At 63.3% G+C, this 18301-nt stretch carries 21 protein-coding genes; 10 read left to right on the top strand and 11 right to left on the bottom strand.

Annotation, left to right across the window (positions count from 1 at the left end):
• Nucleotides 1-625: 625 nt before the first annotated feature.
• Genes AC13GF_RS05990 through AC13GF_RS05980 form a run of 3 tightly spaced genes read right to left on the bottom strand, consistent with a single transcriptional unit; the run spans nucleotide 626 to nucleotide 3502 of the window.
• Nucleotides 626-1150, bottom strand: coding sequence for a Pycsar system effector family protein (locus tag AC13GF_RS05990; protein WP_099552198.1), 525 nt, complete (start codon nucleotides 1148-1150; stop codon nucleotides 626-628).
• Complete coding sequence (locus AC13GF_RS05985; protein ID WP_483003813.1) at nucleotides 1095-1970, bottom strand: E2 domain-containing protein; 876 nt, start codon at nucleotides 1968-1970, stop codon at nucleotides 1095-1097. Before AC13GF_RS05985 ends, AC13GF_RS05990 begins: the two co-directional genes overlap by 56 nt.
• Nucleotides 1970-3502 (bottom strand): adenylate/guanylate cyclase domain-containing protein, encoded by a 1533-nt coding sequence (locus AC13GF_RS05980; protein WP_483003811.1) that lies wholly within the window; start codon nucleotides 3500-3502, stop codon nucleotides 1970-1972. Before AC13GF_RS05980 ends, AC13GF_RS05985 begins: the two co-directional genes overlap by 1 nt.
• A gap of 136 nt (nucleotides 3503-3638) precedes the next feature.
• On the opposite strand from AC13GF_RS05980, the gene AC13GF_RS05975 reads away from it, so the two are divergent.
• Both AC13GF_RS05975 and AC13GF_RS05970 read left to right on the top strand, forming a co-directional pair.
• Complete coding sequence (locus AC13GF_RS05975) at nucleotides 3639-4559, top strand: TIR domain-containing protein (protein ID WP_483003809.1); 921 nt, start codon at nucleotides 3639-3641, stop codon at nucleotides 4557-4559.
• Nucleotides 4560-4561: 2 nt separating this feature from the next.
• Nucleotides 4562-5263 (top strand): adenylate/guanylate cyclase domain-containing protein, encoded by a 702-nt coding sequence (locus AC13GF_RS05970; RefSeq protein ID WP_483003807.1) that lies wholly within the window; start codon nucleotides 4562-4564, stop codon nucleotides 5261-5263.
• Nucleotides 5264-5270: 7 nt separating this feature from the next.
• Here AC13GF_RS05970 and AC13GF_RS05965 read toward each other — a convergent pair whose 3' ends face one another.
• Nucleotides 5271-6350 (bottom strand): site-specific integrase, encoded by a 1080-nt coding sequence (locus AC13GF_RS05965; protein ID WP_483003806.1) that lies wholly within the window; start codon nucleotides 6348-6350, stop codon nucleotides 5271-5273.
• A 106-nt stretch (nucleotides 6351-6456) separates the two neighbouring features.
• On the opposite strand from AC13GF_RS05965, the gene AC13GF_RS05960 reads away from it, so the two are divergent.
• The 4 genes from AC13GF_RS05960 to AC13GF_RS05945 all read left to right on the top strand — a co-directional run bounded on the left by AC13GF_RS05960 (nucleotide 6457) and on the right by AC13GF_RS05945 (nucleotide 10429).
• Nucleotides 6457-7377: a DNA-binding protein gene (locus AC13GF_RS05960; RefSeq protein WP_483003805.1), complete on the top strand. Its 921-nt coding sequence runs from the start codon at nucleotides 6457-6459 to the stop codon at nucleotides 7375-7377.
• A gap of 113 nt (nucleotides 7378-7490) precedes the next feature.
• On the top strand, nucleotides 7491-8009 hold the full coding sequence (locus AC13GF_RS05955; RefSeq protein WP_232462996.1) for a hypothetical protein: 519 nt from the start codon (nucleotides 7491-7493) through the stop codon (nucleotides 8007-8009).
• Entirely contained in the window at nucleotides 8006-8422 is a 417-nt protein-coding gene (locus AC13GF_RS05950; protein WP_483003803.1) for a hypothetical protein, read from the top strand. The genes AC13GF_RS05955 and AC13GF_RS05950 overlap by 4 nt, the downstream gene beginning before the upstream one ends.
• 171 nt (nucleotides 8423-8593) lie before the next feature.
• The gene (locus AC13GF_RS05945; protein WP_483003802.1) at nucleotides 8594-10429 is read left to right on the top strand and encodes a DUF4209 domain-containing protein; all 1836 of its coding nucleotides are present in this window, start codon (nucleotides 8594-8596) and stop codon (nucleotides 10427-10429) included.
• Nucleotides 10430-10474: 45 nt separating this feature from the next.
• Here the strand turns inward: AC13GF_RS05945 and AC13GF_RS05940 are convergent, their stop codons facing one another.
• From AC13GF_RS05940 to AC13GF_RS05920, 5 genes are read right to left on the bottom strand one after another with little or no spacing between them, the layout of a single operon-like run.
• The gene (locus tag AC13GF_RS05940) at nucleotides 10475-11545 is read right to left on the bottom strand and encodes an ArsO family NAD(P)H-dependent flavin-containing monooxygenase (RefSeq protein ID WP_483003800.1); all 1071 of its coding nucleotides are present in this window, start codon (nucleotides 11543-11545) and stop codon (nucleotides 10475-10477) included.
• Nucleotides 11546-11569: 24 nt separating this feature from the next.
• The gene (gene trxB / locus AC13GF_RS05935; protein ID WP_483003799.1) at nucleotides 11570-12556 is read right to left on the bottom strand and encodes a thioredoxin-disulfide reductase; all 987 of its coding nucleotides are present in this window, start codon (nucleotides 12554-12556) and stop codon (nucleotides 11570-11572) included.
• Between the two features lie 3 nt (nucleotides 12557-12559).
• Nucleotides 12560-13618 (bottom strand): ACR3 family arsenite efflux transporter, encoded by a 1059-nt coding sequence (gene arsB / locus AC13GF_RS05930; RefSeq protein ID WP_087922543.1) that lies wholly within the window; start codon nucleotides 13616-13618, stop codon nucleotides 12560-12562.
• A 20-nt stretch (nucleotides 13619-13638) separates the two neighbouring features.
• Complete coding sequence (locus AC13GF_RS05925; RefSeq protein WP_087922542.1) at nucleotides 13639-14130, bottom strand: arsenate reductase ArsC; 492 nt, start codon at nucleotides 14128-14130, stop codon at nucleotides 13639-13641.
• Between the two features lie 26 nt (nucleotides 14131-14156).
• Entirely contained in the window at nucleotides 14157-14471 is a 315-nt protein-coding gene (locus tag AC13GF_RS05920; RefSeq protein ID WP_483003797.1) for an ArsR/SmtB family transcription factor, read from the bottom strand.
• A 40-nt stretch (nucleotides 14472-14511) separates the two neighbouring features.
• Between AC13GF_RS05920 and arsH the strand changes: the two genes are divergently transcribed.
• From arsH to AC13GF_RS05905, 3 genes are all read left to right on the top strand, one after another.
• On the top strand, nucleotides 14512-15252 hold the full coding sequence (arsH, locus tag AC13GF_RS05915) for an arsenical resistance protein ArsH (RefSeq protein WP_483003796.1): 741 nt from the start codon (nucleotides 14512-14514) through the stop codon (nucleotides 15250-15252).
• A complete protein-coding gene (gene arsC, locus AC13GF_RS05910; RefSeq protein WP_483003794.1) occupies nucleotides 15249-15689 on the top strand; it encodes an arsenate reductase (glutaredoxin) in 441 nt (146 codons plus the stop codon). The genes arsH and arsC overlap by 4 nt, the downstream gene beginning before the upstream one ends.
• Nucleotides 15690-15804: 115 nt before the next feature.
• Nucleotides 15805-15945, top strand: a complete 141-nt coding sequence (locus AC13GF_RS05905) for a hypothetical protein (protein ID WP_483003793.1) — start codon at nucleotides 15805-15807, stop codon at nucleotides 15943-15945.
• A gap of 3 nt (nucleotides 15946-15948) precedes the next feature.
• Here the strand turns inward: AC13GF_RS05905 and AC13GF_RS05900 are convergent, their stop codons facing one another.
• Complete coding sequence (locus AC13GF_RS05900) at nucleotides 15949-16413, bottom strand: hypothetical protein (RefSeq protein ID WP_483003791.1); 465 nt, start codon at nucleotides 16411-16413, stop codon at nucleotides 15949-15951.
• A 346-nt stretch (nucleotides 16414-16759) separates the two neighbouring features.
• On the opposite strand from AC13GF_RS05900, the gene AC13GF_RS05895 reads away from it, so the two are divergent.
• Nucleotides 16760-17158 (top strand): hypothetical protein, encoded by a 399-nt coding sequence (locus tag AC13GF_RS05895; RefSeq protein WP_087922537.1) that lies wholly within the window; start codon nucleotides 16760-16762, stop codon nucleotides 17156-17158.
• A 608-nt stretch (nucleotides 17159-17766) separates the two neighbouring features.
• Here AC13GF_RS05895 and AC13GF_RS05890 read toward each other — a convergent pair.
• Nucleotides 17767-18126, bottom strand: coding sequence for a GntR family transcriptional regulator (locus AC13GF_RS05890; protein ID WP_483003789.1), 360 nt, complete (start codon nucleotides 18124-18126; stop codon nucleotides 17767-17769).
• Nucleotides 18127-18301 lie beyond the last annotated feature (175 nt).

Here is an 18301-nt window from a genome sequence, read left to right as displayed (position 1 = left end):
GAAGCCATCTACGAGGTCATGGCGCTTGCGCCAGATATGCGTTAACGGCCATTGGTGGGTTGCGAGGGCGCATCCCTAGGGAGATCTGCATACATCCAGAGATGTGCTGCTTGGGACAGGGCTATGCGCTCTGGCGACTGCAGTGGGACCGCGAGTTCAAGCGAATGGATGCGTGGTTTGATCGGCATCGTGCAGACGACTGGGAGGAGCAGATGGGGCTTCCCAGCCTTCCCGCCGCGCAACTAAGCCTTGCCAGCTCTTTCCAGCACTGGGTCTACGCCCTAGCGGAGATTCAGAATGCATATGCTGACTTAGACCAACGCGCAATTCTCGATGGCGTGACAGACACGCCACATTGGGCCCTCCTTCAGCCGGGGGCCTCTTACAGTTGTCCGATGCACTTTAGGCATCCTGACTTGGGCACGCTTGGTCGATGTGATCGCGGTGGCGTACGACGGCGCGAACATGAGCGAGTTCTATCCACCTTGCAGGAAATTGGAAGACAACGGCAGGCTATCAAAGCGCGCCTGTTGGCCGACCTTCCTGTGCCACCCCCATAGATCGCCAGGGGATGCCTAAGATTGAGGAACCATTGCATAAACCTTAGCTGTTGGAAGACGCGCGGCTATTTCGCAGGCGATGGAAGCAGCGTAATGAGCGCCATCCAAGGTGCAATGGTCAGGGCAGTAGCGAGGTAAGACCGCTTCAAGCACTTGAACTTGGAAGCCAGGATCTTGGAGTTCCTCCAGCATTGACCCAGCAGGTCTCGCTCAAACGCATCCAGTGTCCTGTCCTCGCAAGCGCGCAAGAACTCAGACTCGGTCATTTTTTCGATTCGAAGAAAGAAGATCAGCGAATTGGATCCGCCGCGAAGCTCTGGGAAGTATCCCCACCACAGGTTCCAGAAGCTCAACGTCAACGGCGTCAGGAACAGCACGCCAATGACTGAGACGAGTAGGGTGAGATCTTCCGGCCTGGGGATTCGGGTGGAAAGCATCGCCAGCATGCCCAGGTTGATGCCCAGACCGACCGATAGCTTCGTGTCCACTCGCGAGAAGAAGCCAAGCACGAGCTGCAGCTGCTGCCATGCGGCGTTAACGCGGTCGCTTTGACTTGGCTGGCGGTCGCCAGAATTTCGAACTTCTTGCATGTTGAGAGCTCTCTTTCTTCATGGAGGCGACTAGCTTGCGTCGGATGGCCATGCGAAGACCGCATGTCTCCAAGGTCCCGCAGCAAACCATTCCCGCTGCAGCGCATTGATCAAGGAAGGCCCTGTCGGCTAGCAAGCAGCGGTGCCGTTCCAGGACAAAGGTCACCAGAGCTTCGGCGTGGTCTACGCAATCCGCCGTCGCGCGCTCAGGATGGCGACCGCAAGGGCAGGCCAATCTTCCAGAAAGCAGGGTGTTGCTGCGAAGCGAAACGCGCGCAAGAAGTCGTTTGCCACGCCACAGCTCCAATCGATGCTTTCCCGGTCGCCCATCTTGCCGGACTTCTAACAAGCCGGCTTGCGCTGCCGCCTTGAATTCTGGGCCCAAGCATTCGGCTGCCTGCTCTGCGATAGCTTGATGCTTGGCCGCGTCGCCATGGGCGCGGCCGTTTTCCGCGCCAGGGAAGACCCTGCGTACGTTCGCGCTGATTTGATGGGCCAAGAATCGATACACGGTCGACCACCACTGTCTGGCTGCCGCTTCGTCAATGATGTGGCCCGGCTTGCTTTCACCCCATCCCAAGCAGAAGCTTTGGTTGGGGTTGATGTGTCTGTCAGGGCAGAATTGCGGCAGTTGATGGTGTCCTGGGGCTTCCTGAGCAGACACGTGCTCCCCGGCGATGGAGATCGCCAGGGTGAAAACATGCACAGCCCCGCCTGGACGAGTGACCAAGATCTCAGCCCTCCCTCCGCCTGCGGCGCGACGCAGCGTGGCACCGAAGTCCGATGCCACGCCTTGCAGCAATTCGAAGGCCAACGCCATCAGTGGATATCTGAGTGCGGGCGGATCGGCTGTTCAAGGGCGGGAACCACCGCGGGGGCCGCCTCTGCGTAATGGGCCGCCAATACCGCCTTGGCTACTGGGTCACCCGACGCGGCCAGTTCTTCCACCGCTGCCGCGTAATCGAGGTTGGCCACCTTTCGGTCAGATGCGAACACTCGACGAACTGCGTCGGTACCGGCGTTGTAGGCCTTCTCACCGATCGCGGTCTGCACGCCATCGCACTGCCGCTGTTCATCCTCCGAGGCCAGCACCGCCCTGCCGGTTGCGCAGCGCACCAAACTGCCCTTCATGCCCAGCCGGGACAGTGCCAGCGGCCCAAGCTCAAAGCCGATGGCCAGGCCCAGCTGCTCGGTGGTCGAACCCTCGGAGTTCAAGTAGTCGAGGGCCACGGCGAAGCTGCTGCGAAGTGCGCCTGCGCACTGTACAGCTGTACTCACCGTCGCTTCGGTGTCGGTCTCCTTTGAGGTACCTTCCAGCAGCACGCCTTGCAGGCAATCGCCGATAAAGCGAATGCGCCGCCCGGCAAAGTCCAAGTGCACTACCGCATCCAGCTCTGACCGCAGCACGTGGAGAGCGCGTACCAGATGCTGCGGATCCTCATCCAGATGCTTATCTACGAAGTTAGTGAAGCCGTCGATGTCTGCATACAGCGACACGCCCTCAAAGCGCTTGGACTTGGCAGCGCTAAGCAGGCTGAAGTCCAGATCGGAAATCGGCGGGGTGGGTCGACTGAATTCGAACTCGCCAATGGGCAGGTCCTCCTGCTCCTCCTTCCAGAGCTCGATGATCCTCGTCTTGGAAACTCCCAGGCCTGCCGCCTCCACGCAGGCCGCCACTTGGTCTTGGGTCAGTGGCGTGGTGCGGTCTTTGTCGCCGCTCAGCGCCGGGAGCTCGAGCAGCGCCCGTGCACCATGGGTGAGGTAAATGCCCTCCGCCACGCCATGGCCGGCGCACTTGGCGGCCTGATTTGCCGGGGAGCCCAGGAAGAGCGGCTCGCGGCTGGCGCGGCGACCGTTGTTGACGGCCAGTGCCAGCCCGCTGTCGATACCCACACGGACCTGTGCATTGGGGATGTGCTCATCCGTATCGCCCGTTTCGGCCAGAACGTCGATGGTCAGCTGGGCAATGGCCACCGCGCGCTCGATCCGTGCGCGCTCATCGGCATCGCCATAGGGCTTGGTGACCACCGCATGCAACCGTTGGTTGTGGAAATCCACGCGGACCGTCTCACTCTCGACTAGGAGGCGGTGGACGGCGCGGTAATGCTGATTCAGGAAGCGGAGAGCGCGCTTGTGGCACGTTTCGCCTTCAACATTGGTGCAGTTGAGCATGTCCTGCAGATTGACGATGTCGATGTAGACATGCGCGCCGTTAACCCGATAGGCGCGGTTGACCGCGATATTGTCCAACGAGGTCTCGCGCGTGTAGTCACGAATATCGACCTTACGGACTTCCTCGTAACGCGTGGCCAGGCGCTTCTTGGTGCGGTCTTCCTTCCAGCTATGTCCCATCGTCCTGCTCCCTGCGGCCAAATGGAGACCGGGCCGGAGCGGGTCGCGTCGCTCTCGGGCCGGGCACCAACCGGTTTTCGGCTGGTTCATTTGTCGTATATTGGGAGCCAGTTCACACTTTCAAGGGAGGGAAGGTATGGGGGCGAGCATTATCGAGCGACTTTCTGCCGACGGCGGCAGGCGACTGGTGGCGGCCTTGGCCGAGTTCCGCACCCTGGCGGGGCTGGAGGCTGCTGCCACGCAGCTGGCTGAGGCCGGGGAACTGCTGGACGTGGCGGCTGGCGCGTCCTTCATCACGCAAGAAGATGCCGAAACCGACGTCTTTTTCATCGTGGCCGGTGCGGTCGACGTGATCGTCAATGGCAAAGTGGTCAATACCCGCCGCGTCGGGGAACACGTGGGGGAGATGGCAGCCATCGAGCCGACCCAGTTGCGTTCGGCGACCATCACCGCCACCGAGCCCACAGTGGTGCTGAAGGTGCCTGAAAGCGATTTCAGTCGCGTTGCCGATGCACACCCATTGATCTGGCGGCGCTTGGCAGCTGCTCTGTCGCGCCGGCTGAAGGAGCGCAACCGAATGATTACGGCCCCCCGCGAACGGGTCCGGGTCTTCGTGATGTCCTCGGTGGAGGCGCTGCCGGTCACCCGCCTGCTGGTGCAGCATTTCGAGCACGATCCCTTCCTGACGGTGGTCTGGGACCATGGCGTTTTCCGCGCGGCCAACTACACCCTTGATGAGCTGGAGGCCCAGCTGGAACAGGCGGACTTTGCCATTGCCGTGGCTCATGCCGACGACATGGTGATCAGCCGCGGTGACGAGTGGCCGGTCATGCGCGACAACGTCGTCTTTGAGCTGGGCATGTTCATTGGGTTCCTGGGACGTCGGCGCGCCTTCCTGATGGAGCCGCGCGAAGACAAGCTGAAGCTGCCAAGCGACCTGGCGGGGCTGACTACCGTTCCTTACCGATACAAACCTGGTGCCGATGCCCGTGCCTTGCTGGCACCGGCATGCGAGCAGATCCGCGCCCGGATTCTCGCCGCTGGACCGAGGGACTGACCATGACAGTGCTGGAAGAGATGACGGCAGCAGTCGAAGCGATCACGCAAAACCAGTGGTCAACCCGACAGGGCCAGGTCGTGCCCGATCCTGAGGATCTGCGGCTGGGCAACGACGCAGTCGAGTTTGATCGCGCCACGGTCCTGTACGCAGACCTTAAAGGCTCCACCAAGATGGTCGATGCCGAGCATTGGTGGCTGAGCGCGGAGATCTACAAAGCGTTCCTGCATTGCGCCGCCACCATCATCAAGAAGGAGGGCGGCAAGATTACCTCCTACGACGGTGACCGCGTCATGGGCATCTGGGTCGGTGACCGGCAAGCCACGCCAGCCGCCAAGGCAGGGTTGAAAATCAACTACGCGGTCAAGAATATCGTCGTGCCGGCACTGCGGCGCCAGTATCCGCACTGGGCCGGCACCGTGAAGCAGGTGGTCGGAATCGACAGCAGTACAATCCGCGCTGCACGCACGGGTGTGCGCGGCGGTAATGACCTCGTGTGGGTGGGGCGCGCTGCCAATCACGCTGCTAAGCTGACCGAGCTGGACCTAGAACCGTCCACGTGGATTACCGACGAGGTGTTCACCCGGTTGGCGGATGAGTCAAAGTACGGTGGCGCGCCGCCGACATTGATGTGGAAGCCCTACACCTGGAACCAGCAGGGCAATCGCCGCATTCATGGTTCCAACTGGACGTGGAAGGTCTAGCCCGCGATCAGGGCGCATCCGATAGTCGCGCCGCGGGGTTGTTCACCGCGCCGCCTTGCTGGAAGTACCCCACCACGCTGGCCACCGAGCGGTGATCGGTCATAGCCATCAGGGCGGGCAGGGCCACGCCCTGGCGCGCCCCTTCGGTGATGAAGCCCGAGCGCAGGCTGTGACCGCCGAAATCCCCCTCCAGGCCGGCCAGCGCGGCACGGCGCTGGATGACCAGGGCAATGGCGCGATCACTCAACGCCGGGCCGACCCGGTTACCCCACACCCGGCGAAACAGCGCCCCTTCGGCGAGCTTGGCGGCGTCCAGCCATGCCTGCAACGCGGTCGCGGCCGCGCCCAGTAGCGGCTTGTCCGGACTGCCGCCGGCCTTGGGCCCGTCCTGCAGCGTCTTGCCCTGGTCCAGGTGGTAGACAAAGCCGCCCTCGGGCAGCGCACGCAGATGGGCCAGGGTCGCTGCCGCCACCTCGCTGCGACGGCGACCGCCCGTGGCAAAGCCGAAGTAGAGCAGGGCACGATCGCGCACTCCGGCCAGGTCGGGGCCGCAGGTGGCCAACAGCGCGTGCAGCTCCACCCGGGTGATCGCAACCTTCTTGCGTGGGCGCTCGCCACGCTTGTGCGCGGTCCGGCGGGCGCTGGCCAGCAGCTGGCGCACCTCGGCGCTGTCGATGGGGTTGGCCAGGTGCTGCAGCTGATGGACCTTGCTCAGCACCGAGACGCGGTGGGTGAGGGTGGCCAAGCGCCACGGGCCGGGGCGGCTCTTCAACCTGGCCGCCACCAGCGCCTGGTCCAGCGCGGCCGGCAACTCCCAGCGTACGCCCTCGGCGGTGTCGCGGGCCACGTGGTCGACGATGAATTGCACCACCGTTGCTGCGGGCAGCGGCAGCCGCAGCGGCTGGCCGTACCGGCCCTGGTACCAGCCGGCCCAGTAGCGCAGGGCGGTGCGGTAGCTGCGGGTGGTATTGGCGCTGCGTGCTGCTGCCAGGATCTGGTCGGCGGCGGTGGCGGCCTGCGCTGACAGCCGGGCCGGCTCGGGCAGGGCGAGCGTCCGATCGACGGTAGTAGAAGTGATGGTTTTCATCTGTACTATGTATGCCTCACTACAGCAATGCCGCGATACTTCCGATAAGTCTACATTATCGGAAGTACAGCGCCTGCCGCCGTAAGTTTGAACCCAGGAGACCCGCATGGCCCGTGGCCTGACCGAGTTGGATGTGCATAACGCCGCCGATGACCTCGTCGCCGGCGGGGAGCGGCCCACCGTGGAGCGCATTCGTGCCCACCTGGGGACCGGCTCCCCCAATACCGTGACCCGTCACTTGGAGACCTGGTGGGCCAGCGTCGGCGCACGCCTGCGCCAGCGCGCCCGGGAACAGGGCCGCCCGGACGTGCCGGCGGCGGTGGACGCGTTGGCGCAACGCTGCTGGGCCGCCGCGCTGGAGGCCGCCGCCGAACACGCGCAGGCCGTGGTGGCCGGCGAACGCGCCAATCTGCAGGCGGCGCAGGCCGCCCTGGCCAGCCAGCAGGACGTGCTGGCTCAAGAGCGCAGCCAGGCGCTGGAGCAACTGTCCCAGGCCCAGCACCAGGCCCGCACAGCCGAGGCCAGCGCAGCCGCCCTGCGCGAGCAGATGCAACAGCTGCACAACCAGCGCGACGACCTGCTCCGGCAACGCGACGGCGCGTATAGGCGTAACGAACACCTGGAAGGTCAACTGGCCGCGCTGCGCACCGAGCTGGCGCAGAAAGCCGACCAGCACAGCGCCGAGCGCGATGAGCTGCTGGCGCACCTGCGCGCCACCGAGGACCGCGCCCTGGCCGAGGTGGACCGGGCCCGCCAGGCCCTGCAGCAGCTTCAGCACAGCGTCACCACACAAGCCCGCCAGCAACAGCGTGAGCTCAGCGAGCTGAGCTCGGCCCGTCAGCAGGCCGAACAGGCCAGCGCCCAGGCGCTGCGCGAGCGCGACATCCAGCGCGCACTGGCCAGCGCCTATGCCAGCCAGCTTGAGCGCCTGGGCGATCTGCCCGAGCAGGTGCGCGCTGCACTGACCCCGCCGGCAGCGCCGGTGCCAACCAAACCCAAACCGCTCCGCAAGGCGCGCCCGCGGTAGGCCGATGACCGCTGCGAGCAGCCCCTCCCGCGCGATCACCCGCCGGCGGGGCAGGGCAGCGCTCCCGCCGCCACTCCACTGGCCCAACAGACCCACCAGGCACCCGATCAATGATGAGCAATGCCCAGTTGAACCGGATCCCCAGCATCGAACTACAGCTGTTCAAGTGGATCTCGCTGGTCGATGCCGCCGAGATCCCCGACTGTGTAGAGCTCAAGCGCGCCGGCACCCGGATCTGGATCAAGCACGCACGACAGCCGTTGGCCGGGTTGGGGGATGCGGTTCCGGTACTGACCCTGAGCAATATCCAGCTCAACCCCCGCCTCAAAGGCCGCGGTTGGCTGACCGAATTCATTGAGCTGTGCGATACCTTGATTCCGTGGCCGGCGCTGTTCGTGGAGCGCGTACAGAATCCCCGGCTGCCCGCCTTCCTCAGACGCAAAGGGTTTATCGAACTGCAGCACGCCAATTTCTATCGTCCATCCAAGGCCTGGCGGGCGTGCCATGACTGGTCGGCTGACCACGCCCTGGCTGCACAGCAACACGCCGACCGGGCACACGTACGGCCGCTGTGGGACGACCCCGATGCCATCGCCCAATTCATTGCACAACGAAAGGAGACACACCGATGACAACCACCATCTCCCGACGCGCGCACGCAGCCGACATGACCATGCTCGTGCTCTTCATCGCGCTGTTTCCGATCATGTCAACGCTGCATGCCCGGGTACCGAGTGAGCTGTATCACGTTCTGGCGGGCCTGCTGCTCGGCGGGATCGCCGCGCTCAGCCACGCCTTGCTACACGATGGCTTCGTGCGCTGGCGCTACGCCGGTGTGGCGGGCATTGAACGCTCCCGTTCGCTGCGGGTGCTGCTGCTGGGAATGGTGTACCCCGCGCTCGCGCTGGTCAGTGGCGTAATTGCACTGGTGGGCACCGCACCCAACGTCGGCCTGCACTACGCGATCGGCTTCTCCGCTGGCGGAGCGGTGATGGGCTGGCGCGCCAAGGCGGCGCTGGCGCACAAGCGAGCGCTGGGCCTTTAACGACGTCTAGCGGCGATCTGCTCTTTGCGTGCAATGCAGGACACCATCCACCACTGGGGGCCGCTGCAACCAGCGCGGTGCCACCTGGCGGCATTACTGCCTGGCCGGCACGCGACCGTACGTCACCGACGCCTGACCGGCATCCTCCCCAGGCCCTGACAGGGGTATTCCATGTCAACTTTCCACCCTGCTGACCCCGCTGACGGGCAACCGCGCCCGCAATCGCCGTTGTCTTTGCTCAGCGTCCCGTTTGAGCCGGGACTGCTGAGCGCGCCCGGCTGGGAGGACGGTCTGGCCAACCTGGACTGGACCGAAAACGACTGGGACCTCGCCCAGCGGATTGCCCAACGCGCCACCCAGGCCCAGCAGAGCGGCCAGGCCACCGCCTCAGCGCTTCTGCAGTTTGTCGCCAGGATCAGCTCAATGAGCCTGCAGGTCGGCGGCACCACCCTGTTCATGCCGCGCATCATCAGCCCCGAGGGATCCTCCGCCGGACTGGACCACATCAGCGCCAATGACCTGCAGGCGCTGACGGCGCTTGCGCGTCAGGCACCAACTGACTGGCTCACCGCACGGTGCGCCGATATCGCGCTGGCGACGAACCGGATCACGGGGCGGGACATCCAGCAATTGGCAGCGCTTGGGGCGCGCAGCTACCTCCGTCTGGCACAGCGTGCCGCGGCCAAGGAGATCACCCCGCAGGCGGTAGATCACCTGCGTAGAGCCCTGGATCTGGGCTGGCGCGGCCTGCGCAAGGATGATGCCTTCCGAAGCGAACTCTGGCTGACCTTCATGGTCATGTTCCAGTCGGTACTGGATGGCCCGATGAAGGGGTTGGCCAACCGTTTCGCCGACGAGCTACTCCGTCGCGCAGACGCAGAGCACACACAAGCGGCCGCCGCGTTGCTGGAGTCCACCGCCGCAGGGATGGACCCATCTGCGGACATCGACAGCGAGCTGACCCACCTGCTGTTCCAGCTGGCAAGCCGCCTGTGGCTGTCCCTCAACCTTGTCGAGCGCAGTCGCCAGGCCGGTCGGAAGGCAGGGGAATCACTGGTGGTACGCGCCGGCCGCGCCAGCTCGGCCATGGTCGCGTCGTACTGGATGGCCCAGGGCATTGCCGAGCTGCGGCAGAATCACGCGCCACGCGAGCGTATTCGCGAGCTCCAGCGCGACCTGGAGGACGTGCGCCTGCGCATCAACGACGAAATGGGGGAGGTGGCCATTCCAGTGGACACCCGTCCCATCCACGCCTGGGTGGACGAACACCTCGCAGCGACGGACTATCCAACCTCGCTGATGCGAATTGCGTTCAGCTTCACCGACTATTCGGACTTCACTACCGAAGTGGAACACGCCAAAGCACTCAAGGCAGACTACTTCAGCGCTTGGTTTGGCAGCACTGAGCTGGACGCCGACGGCGTACCGCTACGCTCGCACTCACCGTTTGATCCCACGGATCCCGAACACCTCGAAACGGCTGCGGTCGAAAATGTCTGCCAGACCCGCTACACCTTCTTGCTGGCACCATTCATTCTAACCAGCGTGCGAAAGCTCTCTGAGCGATTCAGCAGCTCCTTCAATGACGTTCTGTCCTTCGTGGGTAGAAGTCCGGGCGCTCCCGAGGGGCACCACAAGCAGATCGCACGGGGCTTGGTGGCAGGCCTGCAGCATGAGTGGGACACGGCCGGGATCAACCTACTTCCCATGGTCGAGCCGATGGTTCGTGCTCAGCTGAAGGCGCACGGCATCAACACCTTGGTGTTCAACAAGGTGAAAGGCGAACAGGAGCGCTCGCTGTCAGAGCTATTGGAGCTTGATGACGAGGTCGGCATTCTTCCGCGCGGCCTGAACTTCGAGCTCAAGGCCCTGATGACGCACCGCGCAGGCTGCAATCTCCGCAACCGCTACGCTCACGGACTACTAAGCGATCAACAGCTTGGGACCTTCCCCATTGTCATCACGTGGTGGGTCGTACTCAGGATGGTGTTGGACCCTTACCGCTGAAGTGGGCAAGCAGCGGCGGGAAGGCGCTGTTGAGACGGCCTCTCGCTAGATGTCCCTTGCTGTGCAATAGGCCGTTATCTGCCTGACGGCCTCGCGGGCGTACCGCGTGACCCCAATCAGCGTGGCAGAGGCCATGCCGTTCCAATCCCCGTATCCCAACAACCAGACCGAGGGCACCGCCACCGCTCGCAGGCCGCTGCCGTCGACCTCCACCTGGCCCTTCGGGGTTACCAGGTCCAAGCCCTTCAGGTGCGGCAACGCCGGGCGGAAGCCAGTGCACCAGATTACCGCATCGAACACCCGCTCGGTGCCATCGGCCCATTGCATGCCGGTGTGGGAGAAGCGGGCCGGCGGTGGCACGGCGGCAAGCACCCCTCGCGCCCGTGCGTCGAGCACCGGCGGCACCATCACGATGTCGCCGAAACCGCCTGACGGCAGCTCGGGCTCCCTGCCTTCCTGTTGCGCCTTCCATCGCTCAGTGGCGCGTTCGAACAGCACGCGGCCATCGACGTCATCGGCTAGGAACGCCGGGTCGTGCTGGGTGATCCAGGTGGTTTCAGCCACCATCGATACTTCGGCCAGAATCTGCGCACCTGAATTGCCACCGCCCATGATGGCCACCCGCATTCCGGCAAACGGCGCAGCGGTACTGTAGTGGGCAGAGTGCAGCTGGATCCCGGTAAAGGAGTCCAGCCCCTCGTACTCAGGGGTGTAGGGTTCTCCCCATGTTCCGGTGGCGCTGATCACCGCCCGCGCCAACCATTGCCGACCGTCGCTGGCCTCCACCCGCAGCCGTTCGCCGACGCGGGTGATTCGTTGCACGCGGATGGGGCGAATGATCGGCAGCGCATATTTCTTTTCGTACTGCGCCAGGTAGGCCAGCACCTCCGCACGCGCAGGGTAGGGGCCTTGGCTGGCGGGCATGGGCCATCCGGGAATGGAGCTCCAGCCCGCCGGGGAAAACAGATGCAGCGATTGCCAGGCATGCTGCCATGCGCCGCCGGGCGACGCTTGCGCATCGAGAATCACATAGGACAGCCCGCTGCGTCGCAGGAAATAGCCGGCCGAAAGACCCGACTGGCCACCTCCAATAACCACCACATCGACGCTCTCCATCGGTGCTCCCTCGCGCCGCCGCACTCAGGCGGCGCTCTTACGCTGCTGTTGATCGGAGATCTTGAGTGCATCCAGGTAGCGCTCCGCATCCAGTGCGGCCATGCAGCCGAACCCGGCCGAGGTGATGGCCTGGCGGTAGTGCTGGTCGGCCACGTCGCCGGCGGCGAACACGCCCTCCACCGAGGTCTGGGTGGCATTGCCGCCCAGGCCCGATCGGATGTCCAGGTAGCCGTTGTTCATGGTCAGCTGGCCCTCGAACAGGCTGGTGTTGGGGTGGTGGCCGATGGCCACGAAGAAGCCGTGGGCGTCGATGTCGCGGGTGCTGCCGTCCAGGGTGGACTTCACGCGCACGCCGGTGACGCCGGCCTCATTGCCCAGCACTTCATCCACCTGGTGGTGCCAAACGGTTTCGATCTTGCCTGCGGCGACCTTGGCGAACAGCTTGTCCTGCATGATCTTTTCCGCCTTCAGGCTGTCGCGGCGGTGGACCAGGTAGACCTTGCGGGCGATGTTGGACAGGTACAGCGCTTCTTCCACGGCGGTGTTGCCGCCGCCGACCACGACCACGTCCTGGTCACGATAGAAGAAGCCATCGCAGGTGGCGCAGGCCGACACGCCGCGGCCCTTGAAGGCCTCTTCGGTCGGAATGCCCAGGTACTTGGCGGTGGCGCCGGTGGCGATGATCAGCGCGTCGCAGGTGTATTCGGCGCTGTCGCCGATCAACTTGAACGGGCGCTGGGTCACATCGGCGGTGTGGATGTGGTCGAAGATCACTTCGGTCTCGAAGCGCTCGGCGTGGGCCTGCATGCGTGCCATCAAGTCCGGGCCCATCACGCCGTGGGCGTCACCCGGCCAGTTGTCCACCTCGGTGGTGGTCATCAGCTGGCCGCCCTGCTGCAGGCCGGTGATCACCACCGGGTTCAGGTTGGCCCGGGCGGCGTAGACGGCTGCGGTCCAGCCCGCCGGGCCGGAACCGAGGATCAACAACGGGATGTGTCGGGTCGTGCTCATGATTCAATAACTCCGTGCGTCGGCAGGAAAGTAGCGCTTGCCCAGCCGCAGGGCGACGTGGACCAACAGGATCAGCACCGGCACCTCCACCAACGGACCGATGACCGCAGCGAAGGCGACCGGCGAGGCCAGACCAAAGGCGGCGATGGCGACGGCAATGGCCAGCTCGAAATTGTTGCCTGCCGCAGTGAAGGCGATTGCGGTCGTGCGCGGGTAGTCCTTCGCAATGAACTTGCCCATGAAGAAGCTCAGCACGAACTGAATGATGAAATAGAGCGTCAGCGGGATCGCGATGCGCACTGCATCCATCGGGATGCGCAGCACATCTCCCCCCTTCAGGCTGAACATGGCAACGATCGTGAACAACAGCGCCGCCAGCGTGATCGGACTGATCGCCGGCAGGAACTTCTCTTCATACCAACGCACGCCCTTGCGCGCCTTGAGCCAGCGGCTGGTGAGGAACCCGGCGAGGAAGGGAATGCCCAGGTAGATCAACACCGCCTCGGCAATGGTCCAGAAGCTGACGTCAATTACGCTGCCCTGCAGCCCGAACACCGGCGGCAGCCACGACAGGAAGAACCAGGCATACACACTGAACAGCGCGATCTGGAAGATCGAGTTGAAGGCCACCAAGCCGGCCACATACTGCCCATCACCGCGGGCGAGCTGGTTCCAGACCAGCACCATGGCAATGCAGCGTGCCAGGCCAATCAGGATCAGGCCGGTCATGTATTCGGGGTAGTCGCGCAGGAACAGCACCGCCAAGCCGAACATCAGGAACGGACCGATGATCCAGTTCTGCACCAGCGAGAGCATCAGCACGCCCTTGTCGGCGAACACCTTGGGCAGCTCTTCGTACTTCACCTTGGCCAGCGGCGGATACATCATCAGGATCAGGCCAATGGCGATGGGGATGTTGGTTGATCCAATCGACAGGCTGTGGAGCGCGCTGGGCACGCCTTCGAACATCGCGCCCAAGCCGACGCCCAGGGCCATCGCCAGGAAAATCCAGAGCGTAAGGTACCGGTCCAGGAAGGACAGGCGGGGGGAATCAGCAGTCATGGCAGGTCTCGGAAAAGCGGTTAGTCGATCTGAGCGATCGGGTCGAGGCGGGCCTTCAGCGCCACGCGGTCGTCCCAGGCGCTGTCAGGAATCTCCAGGAACGCCTGCAGGCGTCGCTTGATGGTCTGATGGGCACGGTCAAAGGCTTCTGCCTTCTGCGCATCCGAACCTTCCACGCCGGCCGGGTCGAACAGGCCCCAATGCACGCGGACGAAGTCACCAAACACCACTGGGCATGCCTCGGCCGCCGCGCTGTCACACACGGTGACGATCAGGTCCATGGCAGCGGCATCGGCTTCGGCAAATTCGTCCCAAGACTTGCTGCGCATGCCCTCGACCGGGAAGCCTTCGCGCTCCAGCTGGGCAATGGCAAAGGGATTGACGCGACCGGCCGGCTGGCTGCCCGCACTGAAGGAGAGATAGCGGCCTTCGCCCCACTTTTTAAGGGTCGATTCGGCAAGTACGCTGCGGGCGGAGTTGCCAGTACACAGGAACAGAACACGACGGGTCATTTGAGCGATCTCTAAGAAGGGGGAGGTCAGCAGCCAGCAGGACGTTCGCAGGCTTGTTCATCGGCGCAGCAGTTTTCGGTCAGGTAGACCACCAGCGCGCTCATCGCCTCGAATTCGGCCCGGTAGCAGATGGTGCGACCGCGCTGCTCGGCGGTGATCAGGCCAGCGGCCAGCAACTCCTTCAGATGGAAGGAGAGGGTGGCACCGGGAAGGGAGAGGGACTGGGCGATGTCGCCGGCCAGCTTGCCGCCACTTCCGGCCTGGACCAGCAGGCGGAAGATGGACAGCCGGGTGGCGTGACCCAGGGCGGCCAGGGCTTGGGTTGCGTTTTTATGTTCCATGATTCTAGAATAGTCGAATCAAATAGCCAGGACAACCCCCATGCAACACCTTCCCAATGTCGTCCCCGGTGCCTTGAACCCTCCGGTGGCCGAAAAGCTGAGCGAGCCGAATGCCGCGCCGCACCGTCCCCGCATCCTGATCTTGTACGGTTCCCTGCGCCCGCAGTCCTTCAGCCGCAAGCTGGCGTTGGAGGCGCAGCGGTTGCTGGAACATCTGGGCGCGGAGACCCGACTCTTTGATCCGCATGAGCTGCCGATGCTCGATTCGGTGCCCGCCTCCCACCCCAAGGTGCAGGAGCTGCGTCAGGCCTCCTTGTGGTCCGAAGGGCACGTATGGGTCAGCCCGGAACGGCATGGGACGCTGACTGCTGTGTTCAAGAACCAGATTGACTGGCTGCCATTGGAAGAGGGGAGCGTACGCCCGACCCAAGGTCGCACCCTGGCCGTGATGCAGGTCTGTGGCGGCTCCCAGTCCTTCAACGTGGTCAATGCGCTGCGCGTACTCGGCCGCTGGATGCGGATGGTCACGATTCCGAACCAGTCCTCGGTGGCCATGGCCTGGCAGGAGTTCGATGACGAGGGGCGCATGAAACCGTCGGCCTACTACGATCGCGTCGTAGATGTGATGGAAGAACTGGTCAAGTTCACCCTGCTGGTGCGTGGTCGCAGTGACTACCTGGTTGATCGCTACAGCGAACGGAAGGGGGCTGTCGAAGCGGCCGGCCTGACCGCCGCGGCCGGCGTCATCGAGACCGCATTGAATGAAAAGGAGAACGGATGAACGCTGTCATCTATCACAACCCCAAGTGCGGAACCTCGCGAAACACATTGGCGTTGATACGCCACGCCGGCATTGAGCCGGAAGTGATCGAGTATCTGGTCGACCCGCCCAGCCGAGCGCGGCTTGTTGAGCTGATTGCCGCTGCTGGATTGGATGTTCGCGGTGCCATCCGCCAGAAGGGCACGCCATATCTGGAACTGGGGTTGGACGACCCCGCGTTGAGCGAAGACGCACTGCTGGATGCCATGCTGGCCAATCCTATTCTCATCAATCGGCCCTTCGTCCAGACCGCCATGGGCACGCACCTGTGCAGGCCCTCCGAGATGGTCCTCGACATCCTGCCAGCAGTGCACGAGCCGTTTACGAAGGAAGATGGCGAAGTGGTGATCGGCCAGGACGGAACGCGCCCAGTCAGCCGCAGAAGCTGCCCCGACTGATCGTTGCGCTGGAGGGGGCGTTAGTTCATTGGTTAATGACTGCTGAGAAGTTTTGGGCGTGACGACCTCCGCCGCTATAGTTGAGCTACAAGCACATCTAGGAGAGGCGACGACCATGAACCTGATGCAGCAAATGCTCCGCGCGTTCGTCCAGGGCGCAAGAGAAACGCCCGCTGGATTTTTCTCGCCGATCGTTGGGATGTGGCGGATCATGTCCACCCAGACCGACCGGGCAATTGCCCGACGCCAACGCTAAACCCTACTCAGTTTCGCCGTGAAACTCGACGCACGCAGCCCGCAAAACGCGGCACGGATCAGTGGCCAACATTTCGGCCGGAGTTGCACCATCGAGCATCGCGTGCGGAGTGAGGAACCACTCGACCTCACCCCAGCCTGTGGTGCGGCGCAGCCCGCCCGACTCGTGCTCGAACGGGCCGAATTCGTGCAGAACCTCCAGAATCTCAGCCAAGTGAGCAACAGGCTGGCCATTGGCGTGGAACTGCCAAGTCGGATAGCGGTAGCCGGGCGAGGACTGGGTGACGTACACCCCTAATAGCTTGCCCGCGCGGCGCAACTGGCTGACAAGCTCACTACCGTTGGGAGCATCAGAGTCAAGCATGTGACCGACCTGCGCGGCACTCGGCCATTGCGCAGCAAGTGTTTGGCGCGCCGTAGCCGCATCGCGGAGGATCCGTTGAGCCGGCGTAAGGGTGTCGAAGTGCATTCAGGCCCCTCGATCAATGATGACTACACAGGATGTGAGTCTAGCAAGCCAAAGTTTCGCCGGCGAATCTGCCACAGTCTCCGCCGTCGCTTGAGCAGACGCCGGGGTCTCAGCCGGAGAATCATTGCGCACTGTTTGCCTGCTGCATGAGCTACTGGTGTAAGAGTGCCGCTGTCTACACGCTGCAAACGTGTGGGGGAAATGTCTCAATTCGCCGAGCTAGATGCGGTCATGTACACCGATGCCGCAAGGATGTTGGAGCTTGCGAATGAATAGGCAAGGGCACTTGAAGGGAGCCGCAATCGGCGCACAATGAGGCTCGGACGCCAGCTTCCGGAGGACCACAATGCCGACCTCAATCACGCAAGAGGAAGCTTTCTTGGCGCTTACCTCCCTACTTGAGAGGGGGAGGGTGACTAATCAGCGCAATCTTCGACAAGAACTCGGCGGGCGCGGCTCGGGCCCCACGCTAAAGCAGTACATCGATGCGTTCTACGCTCAGTTTGGCCATCTGATGGTGACGCCGCCGAACGCTGAACCTGAGGGCGCGGATGAGCATCGATCGCTCCGGCCGGATGATTTGGGTACGCCGGTATTGGCGGCAGTCACAATCCCGGTGGATAGTCCGTGGCGAAGACTCATAGATCTGCTCAGTGCTTGGGAATCAGACCTGCTGCGCCGAGAGGATATCCTGTCCAGGCGCGAGATCGAGCTGCGGAGTCAGGGCAAAAAAGTACAAACTTAGTTGCGCCCCCCAGCGAAAACGCAGTCGTACCGAAGAGTACAAATTTACTTGGCGCAGAAGTACAGATTTAGTTGTCCCGTCAGCAGCGGGGGCGGCCGTTCAACGTCAATCAAGGCCCAGCCATTGCCATGCAGAGCCGACAAAGCCAACCACCGACCGATACATCATTTCGCATAATGTATATTATGTTCTGATCATCTTGGGGTGGTTGGCACGTCTCTTGCCGTTGTCCCGGCACCTACTCTGGCATGGAGCCTGATCGTGCGCGATCTGCAGGTCGATCGGGACATCCTCGAAACCGTTGCAGCACTAGGGCTGCCAGAAACAGCTTTCCTGCAGTGCCGGCTGACGTGATCGAGGTGGCCACTTCGATGGCGCGCCACCAAGAGCGGTGTCCAGGGTAATGGCTGGCCGCGACGCCGAGCCGCCAACCCCGTCCTGTCGGCACCGGGGCCGAAACGCCGCCAACGCGTGTGAGGCGCTTACGTAGGGGCACCGCCCCTACACCCTCTACAGATCACCCAAGACTATTCATGAAAATGCGAAGTCCATCGTGTGTAAGGGCAGCATGCGCGGAAATCCCAACATCTCTGTCCTCGTCCTCCCGGTCAGACTTTCCCCTGGGGCAGTAAGTCGTCGAGGCTCAGGCCCAAGCGCTGGATGCGCTCCAACACGACCATCCATTCTTCATCGAGGAAGCGCTCGCGCTCGCTGCTGCGCAGCTGCGTGGCGGCCTGCTCGGTCATGAACATGCCCAGACCGCGGCGCTTCTCGATCAGGCCTTCATCGGCCAGCTCTTGGTATGCGCGCGAAACGGTGATGGTATTGAGTTGGTAATCGGCGGCCATCTGACGCACCGAAGGCAGGGCGCCGCCCGGTTTGAGAATTCCGTCGAGCATCATGGCAATCACGCGTCCCTTCAGCTGACGGTAGATGGGAGCGCCGTCGCTCCACTGGATGTCGCTCATATTCAGCTCCGTGGGGTCAGCGACCGGGCGAACGAGGAATGCGGTGCGCCATTCTATTTCCCTTTCTATTCAACGAGATAAATTGATATCTCAACGTTCCGACCGCCCCTTCCATCAGTTGGGGATGGCAAGTCGTCGGACTGCATCCAGGTGGTGGTGCTGCCAATGGAGAACC

The organism is Stenotrophomonas sp. 22LJNL06-5-1, from assembly GCF_056861455.1.
Note: the sequence above shows the minus strand (reverse complement) of the source record. Positions and strands in the feature narration are given on the sequence as shown.